General features: G+C 63.4%; 15 protein-coding genes. 8 read left to right on the forward strand and 7 right to left on the reverse strand.

Translation table 11 applies throughout. From position 1 onward, the window contains the following. Positions 1 to 245: 245 nt before the first annotated feature. A complete protein-coding gene (gene rpsT / locus IT549_RS10760) occupies positions 246 to 506 on the reverse strand; it encodes a 30S ribosomal protein S20 (RefSeq protein WP_292972991.1) in 261 nt (86 codons plus the stop codon). A gap of 190 nt (positions 507 to 696) precedes the next feature. On the opposite strand from rpsT, the gene IT549_RS10765 reads away from it, so the two are divergent. Further along, the gene (locus IT549_RS10765; RefSeq protein WP_292972993.1) at positions 697 to 849 is read left to right on the forward strand and encodes a hypothetical protein; all 153 of its coding nucleotides are present in this window, start codon (positions 697 to 699) and stop codon (positions 847 to 849) included. Between the two features lie 3 nt (positions 850 to 852). Here the strand turns inward: IT549_RS10765 and mutM are convergent, their stop codons facing one another. Continuing rightward, a complete protein-coding gene (gene mutM / locus IT549_RS10770; protein WP_292972995.1) occupies positions 853 to 1,668 on the reverse strand; it encodes a bifunctional DNA-formamidopyrimidine glycosylase/DNA-(apurinic or apyrimidinic site) lyase in 816 nt (271 codons plus the stop codon). A 111-nt stretch (positions 1,669 to 1,779) separates the two neighbouring features. On the opposite strand from mutM, the gene IT549_RS10775 reads away from it, so the two are divergent. The 5 genes from IT549_RS10775 to IT549_RS10795 all read left to right on the forward strand — a co-directional run bounded on the left by IT549_RS10775 (position 1,780) and on the right by IT549_RS10795 (position 5,366). Then, positions 1,780 to 2,289, forward strand: a complete 510-nt coding sequence (locus tag IT549_RS10775) for a DUF1993 domain-containing protein (protein WP_292972997.1) — start codon at positions 1,780 to 1,782, stop codon at positions 2,287 to 2,289. A gap of 62 nt (positions 2,290 to 2,351) precedes the next feature. Then, positions 2,352 to 3,083 (forward strand): class I SAM-dependent methyltransferase, encoded by a 732-nt coding sequence (locus tag IT549_RS10780; RefSeq protein ID WP_292972999.1) that lies wholly within the window; start codon positions 2,352 to 2,354, stop codon positions 3,081 to 3,083. After that, the gene (gene ubiB, locus IT549_RS10785) at positions 3,080 to 4,630 is read left to right on the forward strand and encodes a 2-polyprenylphenol 6-hydroxylase (RefSeq protein WP_292973134.1); all 1,551 of its coding nucleotides are present in this window, start codon (positions 3,080 to 3,082) and stop codon (positions 4,628 to 4,630) included. Before IT549_RS10780 ends, ubiB begins: the two co-directional genes overlap by 4 nt. Positions 4,631 to 4,633: 3 nt before the next feature. Continuing rightward, positions 4,634 to 4,912: a hypothetical protein gene (locus IT549_RS10790; protein ID WP_292973001.1), complete on the forward strand. Its 279-nt coding sequence runs from the start codon at positions 4,634 to 4,636 to the stop codon at positions 4,910 to 4,912. After that, positions 4,905 to 5,366, forward strand: coding sequence for a low molecular weight protein-tyrosine-phosphatase (locus tag IT549_RS10795; protein ID WP_292973003.1), 462 nt, complete (start codon positions 4,905 to 4,907; stop codon positions 5,364 to 5,366). The genes IT549_RS10790 and IT549_RS10795 overlap by 8 nt, the downstream gene beginning before the upstream one ends. A gap of 70 nt (positions 5,367 to 5,436) precedes the next feature. Here the strand turns inward: IT549_RS10795 and IT549_RS10800 are convergent, their stop codons facing one another. Both IT549_RS10800 and IT549_RS10805 read right to left on the reverse strand, forming a co-directional pair. Continuing rightward, a complete protein-coding gene (locus IT549_RS10800) occupies positions 5,437 to 7,905 on the reverse strand; it encodes a TonB-dependent receptor (RefSeq protein WP_292973005.1) in 2,469 nt (822 codons plus the stop codon). A 112-nt stretch (positions 7,906 to 8,017) separates the two neighbouring features. Next, on the reverse strand, positions 8,018 to 9,625 hold the full coding sequence (locus IT549_RS10805) for a tetratricopeptide repeat-containing sulfotransferase family protein (protein WP_292973007.1): 1,608 nt from the start codon (positions 9,623 to 9,625) through the stop codon (positions 8,018 to 8,020). A gap of 78 nt (positions 9,626 to 9,703) precedes the next feature. On the opposite strand from IT549_RS10805, the gene IT549_RS10810 reads away from it, so the two are divergent. Continuing rightward, the gene (locus tag IT549_RS10810) at positions 9,704 to 10,999 is read left to right on the forward strand and encodes an amino acid permease (protein ID WP_292973009.1); all 1,296 of its coding nucleotides are present in this window, start codon (positions 9,704 to 9,706) and stop codon (positions 10,997 to 10,999) included. On the opposite strand, the gene IT549_RS10815 is transcribed toward IT549_RS10810, so the two are convergent. Together IT549_RS10815 and IT549_RS10820 are read right to left on the reverse strand one after the other, a co-directional pair. Then, entirely contained in the window at positions 10,977 to 12,575 is a 1,599-nt protein-coding gene (locus IT549_RS10815; protein WP_292973011.1) for an NAD(P)/FAD-dependent oxidoreductase, read from the reverse strand. The genes IT549_RS10810 and IT549_RS10815 overlap by 23 nt on opposite strands. A gap of 105 nt (positions 12,576 to 12,680) precedes the next feature. Further along, a complete protein-coding gene (locus IT549_RS10820; RefSeq protein WP_292973136.1) occupies positions 12,681 to 13,838 on the reverse strand; it encodes an aromatic ring-hydroxylating dioxygenase subunit alpha in 1,158 nt (385 codons plus the stop codon). 102 nt (positions 13,839 to 13,940) lie between these two features. Between IT549_RS10820 and IT549_RS10825 the strand changes: the two genes are divergently transcribed. Next, positions 13,941 to 14,546 carry a TetR family transcriptional regulator C-terminal domain-containing protein gene (locus tag IT549_RS10825; protein WP_292973013.1) on the forward strand — a complete coding sequence of 202 codons (606 nt, stop codon included), beginning with the start codon at positions 13,941 to 13,943 and terminating at the stop codon, positions 14,544 to 14,546. Here IT549_RS10825 and IT549_RS10830 read toward each other — a convergent pair. After that, positions 14,527 to 15,942 carry a M20/M25/M40 family metallo-hydrolase gene (locus IT549_RS10830; protein ID WP_292973015.1) on the reverse strand — a complete coding sequence of 472 codons (1,416 nt, stop codon included), beginning with the start codon at positions 15,940 to 15,942 and terminating at the stop codon, positions 14,527 to 14,529. The two genes, IT549_RS10825 and IT549_RS10830, sit on opposite strands and share 20 nt — an antisense overlap. Positions 15,943 to 16,066: the final 124 nt, after the last annotated feature.

Below are 16,066 nucleotides of genomic sequence, written 5' to 3' on the forward strand. Positions count from 1 at the left end.
GCCCTTGACTCTGTGGGACCCGCGGAATTCCTTACTCGAGTGTAAATAAGCGTTTTTTCAGTAATTTAGGTCACCCCAAAAAGGCGAATCGCGGGAATCCATAGCCTTAGTGCGGCGCACCATTTCAGTTGCATCGGACAACGAAAAGGGCCGGCTGCCAAGGCGCCGGCCCAATCGAGATTTCGTTCCGTTTTCGTCCCGCCCATTCGCTCACCCAGCGAGCGAATCGGCAAGCGTCGCGCGAATCAGAGAGCGGCAACCCGCTTGGTCAGCCGCGACATCTTGCGAGCGGCGGTGTTCTTGTGGAGCACACCGCGCGCAACCCCGCGAGCGAGTTCAGGCTGAGCAGCCTTGAGCGCATCGGCAGCGGCAGCCTTGTCACCACCGTCCAGCGCGGCTTCGACCTTCTTCACGAAGGTGCGGATGCGGCTCATGCGGTTGCCGTTGATTTCGGCGCGCTTTTCATTGCGGCGGATGCGCTTCTTGGCTTGCGGCGTATTGGCCATGTTCGTCCTTAAGAATCTCGTGCAAAACCGGGCCTGAATTTGAATCGGACCCGCAAGAAGCGCGGCCCTTAACCGCGAGGCAGCGAATCGTCAAGCGATCTCGCCGATGGCGCAACGGCCATTGCGCATTTGGCACGTGTTGAAGGCACCGCACCGGCGTAGCATCAACTGGACGCACATGGAGGATGTCATGACCGATGCTTCGATCCAGGCTTGGGAAAGCGAACTCAAGGCACTGCTTGAACGGATTCGCACCCACCCTTCCAGCAATCTCGACGATGCGCGCCAGCGCGCAGTGGTGCTGGAAAAGCTGATCGCCGATTACAACCGCACCCAGGCCTGAGCATTACTTCTGGCACTTGCCGCAATGCCAGGTACTTCGCCCGCCCTGGGCAAAGCGCAGCAATGGCGCACCGCAGCGGGCACAGGGTTGACCATGTCGGTCGTAGACGTCGAAGCGCTTTGAAAAGTAGCCAAGTTGACCATCGGGCTGGGCATAGTCCCGCAAGGTCGATCCACCCGCCTCGATCGCCTCGCCAATCACCGCCTTGATCTGGGGAACCAGGCGTTCAAGTGCCGTCCCCGATACATTGCCCGCAGCCTTGCGCGGATCGATCCCGGCGCGAAATAGAGCTTCGCAGACATAAATATTGCCCAGCCCTGCTACCACCCGCTGATCAAGCAGCATCAGTTTGATCGCCGCGCTGCGTCCCTTCAGCGCCGCCTTGAGATGGCTGGCGGTCAAAGCGGCGCCGATTGGCTCTGGTCCTAGCGCGGCGAAGGCCGGCCATTTCCCCAGCCGGGCTTCTTCCACCAAATCGACTGAGCCAAAGCGCCGCGGATCGCACAGCGAAAGGCGGTGGCCCGCTTCGGTTTCAAGCACCAGATGATCGTGCTTGCCCAGCTCCTCGGGCTCGATCCGCCAACGACCGGACATCCCCAAGTGAAATACCATCGACTGACCGCGATCGGTGTGGATCAAACCGTACTTGGCGCGGCGCCCCAGCCCGGTCACGGTAGCCCCGGTCAACACCTGAACCAGATCAGCAGGGAACGGCCGCCGCAGATCGGCCCGACGGGTTTCCACGCGGGCAAGACGCGCACCGTCCAGGTATCGCGCCAGACCGCGCACAGTGGTTTCAACTTCGGGGAGTTCCGGCATGCAGTTTGGCTAGGCAAAGCCAACTGGCGGAGCAATTGGTTTCGTATTGCAACTAAACCACTGCCGCGCTAGCACTTGCTCCACAACAACCTTCCCCGGGAGAATGAGAAAATGCATAGCGCCACCGTTCCGGCCTTCATCGCCATGCTGAACAACATCAAGAACTGGCTCGACAAGGCTGCGGCCCAAGGCGACGAAGCCCAGTTGATCGAAGCCAAGCTGGCGCCCGACATGTTTGCACTGGCTCGCCAGATCCAGATCGCTGCCGACGCTGCCAAAGGCGCCGGCGCCCGCCTGGCCGGGATCGAAGCCCCGGTGATGCCCGATACCGAGGCCAGCTTTGCCGAACTCAAGGACCGCTGCGACAAGACCATCGCCTTCCTGCAATCGGTCGATCCTGCCGCTTATGATGCAGGGCTGGCCAAGGAAGTGGTGATCACCTTCCCCAATGGCGCCGGGTTGCGGTTCGACGGGGCGACGTTCCTGACCGGGTTCGCGCTGCCCAACTTCTATTTCCACGCATCGATGACTTACGCGATCCTGCGCGCCAACGGCATCGATGTGGGCAAGCAGGACTTCCTGGGCCACCTGGGCCAGTACATGTTCCCGCCGCCGGCCTGATTGCACGAAAACCACATTCTATTCACTGGCACCGCGCCGCGCTTGCCGCTAAGGCGCGGGCCATGAACAAGCAGGTATCTTTCGGCTACGAAACGATCGACGCGGATGACAAGGCCGCCCGCGTCGGCGCGGTCTTTTCCAGCGTCGCGAAGAAGTACGACGTGATGAACGATGCCATGTCGGGCGGCATGCACCGGCTGTGGAAGGACAAGTTCGTTCGCCGCGTCAAACCGCGCCCGGGTGAGCAGATCCTCGACATGGCGGGCGGCACCGGCGACATCGCCTTCCGCATGGCCCGTGAGGGCGCGATCATCACTGTCAGCGACATCAACCAAGACATGCTGGATGTCGGCATCGAACGCGCGATGGAGCGTGGCTATGACGAACTGGTCTGGTCGCGCCAGAACGCCGAGGAACTGACCTTTCCTGACCGCTTCTTCGATGGCTACACGATCGCCTTCGGGATCCGCAACGTGACGCACATCGACAAGGCGCTGGCCGAAGCACACCGGGTGCTGAAGCACGGCGGGCGGTTCTTCTGCCTGGAATTCTCGACCACCGAATGGCCGGGCTTCAAGGAGGTCTATGATCTCTATTCACACAAGCTGGTGCCAGTCATCGGCGAGAAGATCGCCGGTGATGCCGATAGCTATCGCTACCTGATCGAATCGATCCGCCGGTTCCCGCCCATGCCCGAATTCGAGGCGATGATCCGCCAGGCGGGCTTTGCCCGCACCAAGGTCGAGCCGATCCTGGGCGGGCTGGTGGCGATCCACTCAGGGTGGAAGATCTGACCCGTCCCGCCACTCATATCTGGCGCCTGCTGCGTTGGGGCCGCACGCTTGCCAGGCATGGCGCGCTGCGCGGGATAGAAGGTGACCCAAACACTCCGCCCCAGGTCCGCCGAATGACCCGGCTGGCCCGGCTGGGCACCTTCCAGCCCGCTACGCCCGACTATGCCGGTGCTTTCCAGGCGATTGGCCCGGCTGCGATCAAGCTGGGCCAGACCCTGGCAACCCGGCCCGATATCGTCGGCGAGAGTGCGGCGAACAACCTGCTGCTGTTGCAGGACAGCCTGCCGCCGGTGCCCTTTGCTGCGATCCGGCGCGAGATCGAGGCCAGCTTCGGCAAGCCGATCGAGACCCTGTTCGCCAGCATTGATGAGGTGCCGGTTGGTGCCGCGTCGATCGCGCAAGTGCACAAGGCGGTTACCATCGATGGGCGCACTGTCGCCGTTAAGGTTCTGCGCCCGGGAATCCGCGAAAAGTTCGGCGCGGATATCCAGACCTACGAATGGGCCGCCGCGCATGTTGAGGCGCTGGGCGGCGAAGCGGCGCGATTGCGCCCCCGGCTGGTCATCGCCAATTTCAAGCGCTGGACCCTGCGTGAGCTTGACCTGCGGCGCGAAGCGGCTTCGGCCAGCGAGCTGGCCGAGTTGATGAAGGGTACGGACCACTACCGCGTACCCGGGATCGACTGGGACCGCACCAACGGGCGGGTGATGACGATTGACTGGATCGACGGCATCAAGATCAGCGAAACGGAAGCACTGCGCACTGCCGGGCATGACCTTGAAGCCCTTGCCCAGCGACTGGTGCTGACCTTCCTGCGCCAGGCGATCAGCAACGGCTATTTCCATGCCGATATGCATCAGGGGAACCTGTTCGTTCAGGCCGACGGCACCATCGCCGCGATCGACTTCGGGATCATGGGCCGGATCGACCGACGCGCCCGGCTGTGGCTGGCGGAAATCCTCTATGGGCTGACCACCGGCAATTATCGCCGTGTCGCCGAGATCCATTTCGAAGCGCAGTACGTGCCGAGCTACCATTCGGTCGATGAATTCGCCACGGCACTGCGCGCGGTGGGCGAACCGACCCGCGGACGGCCGGTGAGCGAGCTTTCGGTCGGGCAGATGCTCGACAGCCTGTTCGCGATTACCCGCGAATTCGACATGCAGACCCAGCCGCACCTGCTGCTGCTGCAGAAGACCATGGTCATGGTCGAAGGTCTGGCGACCCAGCTCGATCCCAAGATCAACATGTGGGATGTCGCCTCGCCTTATGTACGCGACTGGATCCGCGACGAACTTGGGCCCGAAGCCGCTCTGGCCGATCGGCTGCGCAGTGATGCGCAAACGCTACTGCGTCTGCCCGATCTGGTGCGGCGGATCGAAGAGAAATTCCCGCCCAAGGGCGGCGCGCCCGATGCTCCGCCGCTGCCCGATGTCGATCTGGTCTGGGACAGCAAGGGCAAGGAGCGGCGCTGGCCAGGCTACCTCGTCGCGCTGGTTGCAGGTGGCGGTGCGGTTTGGGCGGCGCAGTCGCTGGGCTGGCTCTGAGCCATGGATCTCGACGCGCTGCTGGTCCACTTTTTCGGCACCGACGATCCGGCCAGCCTGACCGAAGCCGAGTACGAACTGGCACTGGAGCGACTGAAGATCGGCTTTGGCGTGGAGCGCGAGCCAGGCCGCAAGTTTGCGCTGTGGTGCCTGATGGATGCGCTGGATGTAGCGCCGCTGCCGGCAGATGCCTTTGCCAAGGAACCGATGCTCAAGGCAGCAGCCGAAGACTATCTCAAGGCCGCCTTCCGGCTTGAGCGGTATGGACCGGATGATGACTAGTCCGGCGGTTCTGTTCGTTTGCCTGGGCAACATCTGCCGTTCGCCGCTGGCCGAGGCCGCATTTCGCGCTGCGGCCGAGCAGACCGGGCTTAGCATGCTGGCGGATTCGGCCGGGACGGCAGACTACCATGTGGGCGAAGCACCCGATCCGCGCGCAATCCGCACGGCGGCTCGGTTCGGGATCGACATTTCGGGCTATCGCGGTCGGCAGGCCATCTCTGCCGATTTCACGCGCTTCAGCCACATCTTCGCGCTCGATCATTCGAACCTGGCAAACCTGCGCCGGATTGCTCCGGCCGGACATTCCGCGCAGCTGTCGCTGCTGCTGGACCTGGTTCCCGGGCGCGAAGGACAGGCGGTAGCCGATCCCTGGTACGGGGATGAAGAAGGCTTTCTGGCAACCTGGGACGAAGTCAGCCTGGGCGCCCGTCACCTTGTAGCCAAGCTGCGCTGACGATCCCTCAAAAGGAAACGCCCCGGATCCGTGAGGACCCGGGGCGCCGCCCAGTTCAATTCAGCTGCGATCAGAAATCGTAGCCCACTCGCATTCCGATCGTGCGCGGCTGGATCGGCACCACGTAGGGGCGCTGATAGCACTGCCCGCAAGAGACATAGCGCGAAATCTGGCCGCGTTCGTCGAACAGGTTCGAAACGAACAGTTCGAGATTGAGCTTGCTGAGGTCCACCCCGAAAGCGAGGTTGACGGTCGCAAATTCAGGCAGGCGGCCAAGCGCAGTGGCCTCGGCCAAGCGCACGTCACCGGTCGCCGAGCTTTGATAGGCCACGTTGACCTGACCATAGGCCTTGGTGTTGTCACCCACATTCGCCGAATAGCGCGCCGTACCCGACAGCTTGAACTTCGGTGTGACCGGCAGACGCGTCCCGGCGGGGGAGACGATTTCCGTTCCGCCGTTGCACTGGTAGGTTGGATCGTCGGTTTCGCACAGGTTCTTGGTCATCTTGGCGTCGGTATAGGCCGCCGCCAGGTTGAGGCTGAATCCGCCGCGGTTGTAGGCCAGATCGACGTCAATCCCGCGAATCCGGGCGTCCGGACCGTTGTGGATTTCGGTGAAGCTGTTGGCGCCCAGGTAAGAGAACTGGAACTTCTTCCAGTCCTGCTGATAGATCGCACCATTAAAGCGCAGCCCCGGAGCCAGCGTGGTCTTCCAACCGGTTTCATAGTTGATCAGCGTATCCACGCCATAGGGCGCGACATCCGCGCGGCGGTTGATCCCGCCCGGACGGAAGCCCTTCGAAATGGTGCTGTAGACCATCACACTGGGGCTGAACTTGTACGTGGCGTTGAACCGCCAGGTCAGACCATCGCCCTTGGCGCGAACCGGATCGACGCCGCTGCCGTTCCAGACGCCCAGGTTGGTGCAAGGGCTACCATCGACAGCGGCCGGTGCCAGCGTGACACCTGGCGTACCCGCGACGGGGCGCAGACGCGACCCCGTGGTGGTGAAGCAGCCGGCCACACCGGTACGCGAGGAGCCCGCAGCGTTGTACGGACCGTCGCTAAACCAGTTACCCGGATTGCGGCCAAAGCCGAAGAACCCGATCAGCGAGTTGTCGTACTTGTAGCCGCGAACCCCGGCGGTCAGCGTAAACTGCTCGGTCACGTCGAAGGTCGCTTCGCCGAACAGTGCATAGTCCTTGTCGATACGGTGCTGCTGGGTCAGCCACAGCGTGCCAGGCAGTCCGTTGACCGACACCAGCGGGCCAAGGTTAGCCACCTGATAATCCTGATGGATATCGTTCGACTGATACTGATAGAACGCACCGGCAACGATCCGGAACGGCTTGTCCGACGGCGAAGCAATCCGCAGTTCCTGGCTGAACTTCTTGAAGTGATCGCTGCCGATCACCTTTTGGCGCGGATCGATATCGTTGCCGAACTGGTCCCAAACATAAAGGTATCCGGCGATCCCGCCGTAATACGAATAGAGCTGGTCATAGGCTTCCGAATAGTCGGTATAGTCGCTCGAGCTGAAGGTCTTGCGATCAAGGTAGGCGCCCGCATAGGTCAGGTCCCAATTGCCCACCTTGCCTTCGATGGTCAACGCCGCCTGCACGAACTTGTCGGTGCGGAATTCGGGGAAGAAGTGCTGGACCTGCAGGTCCCCCACCGAGGGATCGAAGGCGTACATGCCGTTCGACTTGGTGTTCTGGTAGAGCACCGACGGCGTGACCGTCCAGTTGTCATCGAGGTTGATGCCCAGTGCGGCGCGGCCACCATAGCTTTCGGTGTCGTTGTAGTTCTGCTCCACGAAAGCATTGTTGTTGACGCAGCCCGTGCCCAGGAAACAGCGCGTTCCAGCCACATTGTCGATATAGCCCGCGTCGCGCTGGTAGAAGCCCGACACGCGCAGCGCGGCACTGCCACCCAGCGGCGCATTGACATAGCCTTCAAGCTTGCCGCCAACCTTGCCATGGGCGACCGAGTTTATTTCCGCGTCCATCCCGCCTTCGAACCCGCTGGTCGAGGGCTTGTTGGTGATGATGCGGATCGTACCGGCCTGCGAAGAGGCGCCGTAAAGCGTACCCTGCGGGCCCGACAGGCTTTCGATGCGCGCCACGTCATAGATGTGCACGTCGAGGTTGCCGCCGATCGTGGTCACGGGCTGCTCGTCAAGATAGACGCCGACCGAGGGCAACGAGCCCGAGTGGTTACCGTCACCGCCCGAAGCGACGCCGCGCATGTAGATCACGTTCACGCCCGGGGTACCCGAACCCTGGAACGAGACCGAGGGGAGCTGCTGGGCGTAATTGTTGAAATTCGAGATGTTGAGCTGCTCGAGCTTCTGGGTCCCCAGCGCCTGGATCGAAATCGGCACGTTCTGGAGGCTTTCCGAACGCTTCTGGGCGGTCACGACGATTTCGTCAGCATTTTCATCGTCGGCCGCAGCTTCCTGGGCGAAAGCCGGCGCCGAAATCAGCGCGGTGGAAGCGAACAGTGCCGCAAAGGTGGCGCGGCGGTAGGAGGTACGCATGCAATTCCCCTCATTTTCTTGCGTAGTCAGCAAAACCCTGATTCCTGCGCGGGCCTAGGTCAAGGCCGGACATTAACATTTTGCGCATCTGCGGCCGGGCGTGACACTTTTATCACGTCTCCGGCGCATCCGGGTAAGATTCAAGCACTGGCCCCAGGGCCTTGCGCAAGGGATCAAGGTGCGCGTCGAACGCTTTCCAGGCCTCGGTGCCTTCACGGAAGATCGGCTGGCGAACCTGTTCCGAGCTGGGCGTGCGCACCGCGCGATTCGTATTGTAGAAGGCCAGACACGCATCCTCAAAGGGCACACCAATGTAACTCAACAGTGCCCGCACCTCCACTTCGGTGTCATCAACCATGCGCTCATAGATCACCCGGTGAATCCGCCCGGGCAGAACCCGGTCGAGATGAGCCATCAGCCGAACATAGTCGGCATAGTAGCGCCCCATATCATCCAGGCTGTAGCTGAAAGCCTGCCCCTTCGCGAAATGCTGCTTGAAGTTGGAGAAGCAGCAGCCGAGCGGATGGCGCCGGGCATCAACGATCCGGGCATTGGGCAGGATCGCCAGGATATAGACCAGGTGCAGCCAGTTGTTGGGCAGCTTGTCGATAAACAGCGGCCGCTCGGTCTTGCGCTGCACGCGGCTGCGACGCAGGAACTCCTCGCCCAGTTCGGCCAGCTTGTCGCCTTTGAGCTCGGGCAGGTTGAGCGGATAGTTCGCCGCCCGCCGGGCCATCGCGGGAATGTCGGGCAGTTCGGTGGTGCCTTCGATCTGGCTGTGGCTGGAGAGGATCTGCTCGACCAGTGTCGAGCCGGCACGCGGCATGCCCAGCACGAAGATCGGGTCGATCGCATCGCAGCCCTGCCCGGCTCGTTCGGCAAAGAATTCGGGCGTGGCGATCTCGATCAGGCGATCGACGAAGCGGCTGTTCTCCTCGGCCGAATAGTCGAGGCTTTGCCGCCGCAGGGCATTGGCGCGGGCATAGTGGGCAAAGGCCGGGTCGGCCTGGCCGCGATCCTCAAGCGCCTTGCCCAGCGCGAAGTCGAGGTGGAAGCGGTCTTCATCGGCCAGGTCCGCCGATCCCAGCGCAGCTTCCATCGCGGCGATGTCCTGGTCGTTGAACTTCACGGTCTTGAGGTTGGCCATGCTCCACCAAACCTCGCCCAGCGCCGGCATCAGTTCGATCGCCCGGCGATAGGCGGCCACGCCTTCATCGAGCCGCCCGACGGTCTTCAGCATGTGGCCAAAGCTCATCCAGACGCGCGGCTGGTTGCCGGCCGCCGCCAGCACCCGCTCGTAGAGCTTGATGGCCTCTTCGAAATCGCCGATCCGCCCCTTGGCCGCAGCCTGCAGGTTGGCGTGGCCGGGGTTCTCGGGCTCTTCGGCAATCACCTGATCAAGCTGGGCGATCGCCTCTTCGGGGCGGTTCTGGCGGTAGAGCACCAGCGCCAGATTGGCCCGCGCGGCGGTAAAGCCCGGCGCCAGTTCCAGCGCGCGGCGCAGCAGCGTTTCGGAATCGCGATAGCGCCCGATCCGCCCGGCCAGTTCTGCCAACATCCGGATCGCGGGGACATCGAACGGATCTTCCTTCAGGTGCGCCCTGAGCTGCATTTCAGCGCGGGGAATATCGTTCTCATTCATGGCCAGCGCGGCATCGACCACGCGCGGATGGTACTTGCCGAGCCGCGAAAGCCAGCTTTGGGTGGTCACACTTGCCATGGCGCGCCAAGAAACATGGTGACGCGCGCCAATCAAGCGATAGGTTGCGCCGACTACAACAAAACAGCGGGAGCGGGCATGGCGCAACAGCAGGATCAGACACTTGAGCGCCCCTTCGGCCTGTGGACCGCCACCGCGCTGGTGGTGGGCGGCACGATCGGTGCCGGGATCTTCGTGCTGCCCAGCCAGCTGGCCGCCTATGGCCAGACCTCGGTGGCGGGCTGGCTGATAGCGATTGCCGGAACCATGCTGCTGGGCCTGACGATCGGTGCGCTGGTGCGCGCCCGCCCTCAGGCCAGCGGCTTGATGGAGCTGTGCTCCGACGGGCTGGGCGCGGGTGTCAGTGTGCTGATGGGCTGGGCCTACTGGGTTTCGGTCTGGGCCAGCGTTGCAGTGCTGGCGACCACCGGGGCGAGCTATCTGGCGGTGTTCGTGCCCTGGCTGGGGCAAAGCCCGCTTAACGTGGCGCTGGGCGCGGTGGCGATCATCTGGGTGATCACCGCGATGAACCTGACCGGCGCGCGCACCGCCGGGCGGTTTCAGGTGCTGACCACCCTGCTCAAGCTGTTGCCGCTGATCGCGGTAGTGCTGATCCTGCTGCGGCTGGTGCTGGGCGGCGGTGAGGCCTTTTCACAGGTCCGTCAGGCACCCTTTTCAACCAGCCAGCTGCCCGGCGTGCTCAACCTGGTGTTCTATGCCCTGGTTGGCTTCGAGACCGCGGCGATGGCGGCTGAGCGCGTGCGCCAGCCCGAACGCAACGTGCCCCTGGCGACAATCGCCGGAACCGCGCTGATCGGCGCCCTGTACCTGGTTATCAGCACAGGCATCGCCTTTGCCATGCCCACCGAGCAGCTGACCAATTCGGGCGCACCGGTGGCCGATTTCGTTTCGCGCTATTGGGGTCCCTGGGCCGGACAGGCTGTGGCTGCCTTTGCCGCAATTTCGGCGATCGGCTGCCTCAACGCCTGGGTGCTGATTTCGGGCGAAGTGCCGTTGGGCATGGCCCGGACCGGGCTGATCCCCGATCCGATCGGCAAGCTGAGCGCGCACGGCATCGCCGCGCGCCCGGTGATCGCAGCCAGCATCTGCGCCTCGGTGCTGGTGTTGTCGAACCTGTCGCGCGGCACTGCCGGGCTGTTCGATTTCATGATGCGGCTGACCTCTTCGACCAACCTGATCCTTTACCTGGGCGTCTGCGTCGTGGCGCTGCGGTTCAAGGTGGTGCGACCGGTCGCACTGCTGGCGCTGGCCTTTTCGCTGTGGACACTGGTGGGTGCCGGCTGGGAAGTGCTGGCCTGGGGCGGCCTGCTGCTGCTGACCGCCCTGCCGCTGCACATGCTCAATATCCGGATCAGGAGCGCAGGATCTTCCTGAGCAGCGGCCGGTCGGCCAGGATCGCATGGGCCGCATTGTGGCCCGGCGCGCCGGTCACGCCGCCGCCCGGATGGGTGCCCGCACCGCACATGTAGAGGCCTTTGATCGGCCCGCGATAATCGCCGTGGCCCAGCACCGGGCGCGCCGCCCACAGCTGGTCGATCCCCATGGTCCCGTGCATGATGTCACCGCCGACCAGGCCGAACTTGCGCTCGAGGTCCCAGGGCGAATGGATCTGTGTGGCGATCACGCTCTTTTTGAAGTTGGGAGCATGATCATTGACGGTGTCGATGATCAGGTCCGCCACCTTGTCGCGGTTGGCATCCCAATCGACGGTCGGATCGAACTGCTGGCAGAACAGCGAGGCGACATGGCAGCCTTCGGGCGCCAGGGTGTTGTCAACGCTTGACGGAATCTTGACCTCGACGATCGGCTTCTTCGACCAGCCGTGCTGCTGGGCGTCAATGAACGCCTGGTCCATGTAATCCATGCCGGGCGCGATGATGATCCCGGCGGTGTGGTGTTCGGCCAGGCTCTTGCCAGGCAGCACCGAGAAGTCGGGCAGTTCGGACAGCGCGACATTCATCCGGAAGGTGCCCGAGCAGGTCTTGTACCCCTTGATCCGGCGGTTGAAGTCATCATCCAGATCGCTTGAATCGACCATCTGGCGATAGAGCAGTGCCGGCCCGACGTTTGAAGCGACCACGCTGGCGGCCAGTTCCTCGCCGCTTTCCAGCTGGACGCCCTTCACCTTTCCGCCATCGACCAGCACCTTGGCGACCGGAGCCTCAAGGCTGATCTCGACCCCGGCATCCTCGCAGGCCCGCGCCATGGCCTGGGTGATCGCCCCCATGCCGCCGACCGCGTGGCCCCAGGCGCCCAGCTTGCCGTTCACTTCGCCGAACACGTGGTGCAGCAGGACATAGGCCGATCCGGGCGTTGAAACCCCGGCATAGTTGCCAACCACCGCATCGAAAGCGAAGGCCGACTGGACATAGTCATGTTCGTACCAGCCATCGAGGAACTGGCGGGTCGACTTGGTGAAGATATCGAGCAGGTCGCGCTGCACCGACAGGTCAAGGTTGGCCATCGGCCAGCCCTGTTTCGCCGCCGCCATCAGCGATGACAGGCCGCCGCCGACATTGGGCGGGATCTGCAGCGCCAGATCGCGCAGCACGTTGGCGACCTTTTCCAGCGCGGCGTCATACTTCGGATAGGCTTCAGCGTCCTTCTTCGAAAAGCGCGCGAATTCGGCTTCGGTCCGGCCGGGGGCACCGCCCAGCTTTACATAGTCGTTCTCGAACGGGAAGAAGTTGGAGATCGTCCGCTCGATGACCTTGTAGCCATAGTCATGCAGCCGCATGTCCTGGATCACCTTGGGGCGCAGCAGGCTGACGGTGTAGCTGGCGGTCGAATTGCGGAAGCCGGGATGGAATTCCTCAGTCACCGCCGCGCCGCCAACGATGTGGCGCCGTTCAAGCACGCGCACGCGCATCCCGGCCTTGGCCAGGTAGAAGGCGCAGGTCAGGCCATTGTGGCCACCGCCGATGATGATGGCGTCATAAGTCTTGGTCATGGCGGTCCTTCGGAAGTTGACAACTTACACAGGGTTCAAAAGCGGAAAAAACAGCTGATTTTCCGGCCAGGGGCGAATGTGGCAGCTTGCGGTAGTGTAGGAAAGTCAGACCTTGCGGCTCCACCCCGCCGGCGGCGCGAACGGCTGCCGGGCTTCGGGGATCAGCGCGCGGATCTTGCGGGCGAAGCTGCGCAGGCAGACCTCGCTGGTGGCGATCGGACCGGTGCCATAGCTTTTGCTGGCCATGCCCATCTGCACATTGTTGATCAGCCAGGTGTCTTCGGCGTTGACGTTGCGGTTGATCCGCCAGTTGGCATAGCGCACCAGCTTCATCTCCCGCCGGTCGTCAGGCAGGCAATAGGCCACTTCGCGCAGCAGGCAGGTGGTCGGGCTGATCGGCAGCCACTGCATGAAGTCGATCTGGTCGGCGTAGATGTCGAACGCCATGTTCGGCCACAGCTTGTAATAGAGCCAGCGGCCATGCGCCTCTTCGGGCAGGTGATCGACCCGGGGCATGTGCGCCGAATAGAACTTTTCCCAGTAGTTCTGCTTTTCGTTCTTCACCACGTCGCCATAGAGCCGGTCGGCCCAGCCATGCGCCTCGATCCGGTAGGTCTTGCCGACCAGCCGCGACAGGCCATCGTGCGCCACCGGGATGTGGAGGTTGTCCGAATAGTTGTCACCCACGTTCTTCCAGTTGACGTCGCGCGGGCGGTGCCGGACCGGGCCCATGCTGCGCATGTCCTCGAACCGGTACTGCGCAACCTCGGCATCGAAGGGCGCCATCATTTCGGCCACGCTGGGGAACCCGGCATCTTCCAGCCGCACGAAGATGAAGCCGTGCCACACTTCCAGCGCGACCGGGGCCAGTCCGTTCTCTTCCAGTTTGAGCGAGGGATATTCGCCCTTCATCGGCACCCCGGTCAGTCGCCCGTCGGTTTCATAAACCCAGGCGTGGTAGGGGCAGACCAGCTTCTTGGCGCAGCCTGACGGCCCCTGCACCAGCCGCATCGCGCGGTGGCGGCAGACATTGGTGAAGGCGCGCAGCTCTCCATCATCGCCGCGGATCACCACCACACTTTCGCCGACATAGTCCAGGGTCTGGTAATCGCCAGGATTGGGCACCTCGCTGACATGGCAAACGATCTGCCATGACGGGCGGAAGATCCGCTCAACCTCAAGCCGCTGGAATTCCTCGTCGGTGTAGATCCAGCCCGGCAGCGAATAGTCCGCATCGGGATCGACATCGGCGCTGTCGATCATTGCCAGCTTAGAAGCCAATGGGGCGTGGTCGAGCTTGGTCATGGGGGGCGAATCCGATCTTGCTTGTTGGACGTTCGTACAACAAGTGCTAGACCATCGCAAGTGAGTGCCAAACCCGCCTTTACCCGCGCCGAGCCGGATGCGCGCAGGCTCAGTCTGATCGAGGCTTGCGCCCGCGTGCTGGCGCGCGACGGAGTGGCCGGAGTCAGCGTGCGAGCGATTGCACTGGAAGCCGGGGTTTCACCGGGGCTGGTCGGGCATTACTTTGCCGGGGTCGATGCGCTGGTCGCGGAAACCTATGCCCATGTTGAAGCGCAGGTCAGCGCGGCAATCGATGCCGCTCTGGCCCTGGCCGGGCCTGATCCGCGCGCGCGGCTGGACGCCTATGTTACCGCCAGCTTCCGCCCGCCGGTGGCGAGTGGTGAGCTGCTGGCGACCTGGATCGCGTTCTGGAGCCTGGTTCGTTCGCGCCCCGACATCGCCCGCCAGCATGACGAGCAGTACGCCTTTTTCCGCGCGCGGCTGGCCGGGCTGCTCGGCGATTGCGGAGTGCCCCAGGCGCAACTGCGCTATGCGGCGATCACGTTGACCGCGCTGATCGACGGATTGTGGCTTGAGCTGTGTCTCTCGCCCCAGGCCTTCAGCGCGGCAGAGGCGATCGAGATCGCCCAGGCCGCGCTTGATACCGTCATTTCGAAAGGTCGGTAATCAGGCTTAGGTAATAGGTCACCGCCGGGCCGAAGTTGAGCAGCGGGACGCGCTCGTCAAGCCCATGGGCGAAGCCCTCGCTATCCTTGCTGAACAGCGGACTCGCATTATAGGCCGGAACGCCCAGCGCCCGGTACCACATCGAATCCGATGCACCCGACGCCTGGCTGGGGATCACCGGCAAGCCCGGATAGGACAGCCGCACCGCCTTTTCCGCCGCAGCGACAAAGTCCGGCCGCATTGGCGAGGCCGGGGACGATATCGAATCCTCGCCCGAAGTGGCGGTAACCTTGACGACCGGCATGCCGATCACCTGTTCCAGCTCCTGTCGGATTTCCTCGCGGCTGTGGCCGGGGAAGACCCGGCAATTGATATTGGCAGTGGCGCGCTGCGGCAGCGCGTTCTGGGCATGGCCGCCATTGACCATGGTCGCAACGCAGGTCGTGCTGACCTTGCCGACATAGGCCGGGTTGGCCCGCAGCACGGCAGCCGCCTCGGCGTCCTGGGGGTTTGCGGCAAAGGCGCGCATGGCCGCGGCGGTCTTGGGATCGGCTTCGAACTGGGCAGCGCGTTCGAAATAGGCCTTGGTGATCGCATTCTGCTCGGGCTTGAAGCGATAGGCACCCACCTTGCCGACGGCGGTGGCCAGCTGCACGATCGCGTTCTCGGGGCGCGGGGCGGAACTGTGCCCGCCCGGGTTGGTCACTTCCAGCTGATAGTCGTCATAGGTCTTTTCCGCGCCTTCCCAGGTCCAGTAGAGCGGCTTTGAGTTCGCCTCGTCCAAGGTGCCGCCGCCACCATCGACATTGACCACCAGTTCGGCATTCTTGAGCCGCTGGGCGATCAGCCGGCTGGTCTTCATCGTGGTTTCCTCATCGCCCGAAAACTGCAGCACGATGGTCCGGCGCGGCTTGTAGCCGCTCTTGCGCAAGGCGATCAGGCTGGCCGTGGCCAGCGCGACATCGACTTTCATGTCCTGCGATCCGCGCCCGAACAGATAGCCGTTTTCGACCACCGGAACGAAGGGATCGCGCTGCCAGTCCTCGCGCCGGGCTTCGACCACGTCGACATGGCCCGAGATCACCAGCGGCTTGAGCGCGGGGTCGCTGCCCGGCCAGGTCGCGATCAGGTAGGCGGTATCATCGACCGGCACGATTTCAACGTCACCATCGGCCCAGCCGCCCTGCATCAGGTCACCCTTGACCACCCGCATCGCCTTGTCGGTCTGATTGCCGGGCCCGCGCACCGAACGGATCGCGATCAGCCGCTTGGCCAGGTCCAGCGCATGGGCTTCGGCCGCCGGATTCCCCTTGGGCTTGGCGGGCCTGGCCACCAGTTGGGGAGCGGACAGGGCCAGGGCAAGGACAGCAGCAAGGGCAAGCGGGGTGCGGCGCATCGACGAATCTCCTTTGCCGTGGCTCTAACCGCTGGGCCGCGCCGCCGCCAGCCCCGCAGCACAATCGTATTCAGGCGGCTTCCGGCGCTTTGAATTGGAATGCGCTGGTCTGGCCTCCCCTGCC

Origin of the sequence: Novosphingobium sp. (genome assembly GCF_020852455.1) — a bacterium.
In the GTDB taxonomy this organism is placed as follows: domain Bacteria; phylum Pseudomonadota; class Alphaproteobacteria; order Sphingomonadales; family Sphingomonadaceae; genus Novosphingobium.

What these genes read in the sequence shown, in the direction of transcription:
- mutM (WP_292972995.1), bottom strand. Translation starts at nt 1,668, where the DNA reads ATGCCGGAACTCCCCGAAGTTGAAACCACTGTGCGCGGTCTGGCGCGA.
- IT549_RS10820 (WP_292973136.1), bottom strand. Translation starts at nt 13,838, where the DNA reads ATGATCGACAGCGCCGATGTCGATCCCGATGCGGACTATTCGCTGCCG.
- IT549_RS10815 (WP_292973011.1), bottom strand. Translation starts at nt 12,575, where the DNA reads ATGACCAAGACTTATGACGCCATCATCATCGGCGGTGGCCACAATGGC.
- rpsT (WP_292972991.1), bottom strand. Translation starts at nt 506, where the DNA reads ATGGCCAATACGCCGCAAGCCAAGAAGCGCATCCGCCGCAATGAAAAG.
- IT549_RS10780 (WP_292972999.1), top strand. Translation starts at nt 2,352, where the DNA reads ATGAACAAGCAGGTATCTTTCGGCTACGAAACGATCGACGCGGATGAC.
- IT549_RS10765 (WP_292972993.1), top strand. Translation starts at nt 697, where the DNA reads ATGACCGATGCTTCGATCCAGGCTTGGGAAAGCGAACTCAAGGCACTG.
- IT549_RS10800 (WP_292973005.1), bottom strand. Translation starts at nt 7,905, where the DNA reads ATGCGTACCTCCTACCGCCGCGCCACCTTTGCGGCACTGTTCGCTTCC.
- IT549_RS10795 (WP_292973003.1), top strand. Translation starts at nt 4,905, where the DNA reads ATGACTAGTCCGGCGGTTCTGTTCGTTTGCCTGGGCAACATCTGCCGT.
- IT549_RS10805 (WP_292973007.1), bottom strand. Translation starts at nt 9,625, where the DNA reads ATGGCAAGTGTGACCACCCAAAGCTGGCTTTCGCGGCTCGGCAAGTAC.
- IT549_RS10830 (WP_292973015.1), bottom strand. Translation starts at nt 15,942, where the DNA reads ATGCGCCGCACCCCGCTTGCCCTTGCTGCTGTCCTTGCCCTGGCCCTG.
- IT549_RS10810 (WP_292973009.1), top strand. Translation starts at nt 9,704, where the DNA reads ATGGCGCAACAGCAGGATCAGACACTTGAGCGCCCCTTCGGCCTGTGG.
- IT549_RS10775 (WP_292972997.1), top strand. Translation starts at nt 1,780, where the DNA reads ATGCATAGCGCCACCGTTCCGGCCTTCATCGCCATGCTGAACAACATC.
- IT549_RS10790 (WP_292973001.1), top strand. Translation starts at nt 4,634, where the DNA reads ATGGATCTCGACGCGCTGCTGGTCCACTTTTTCGGCACCGACGATCCG.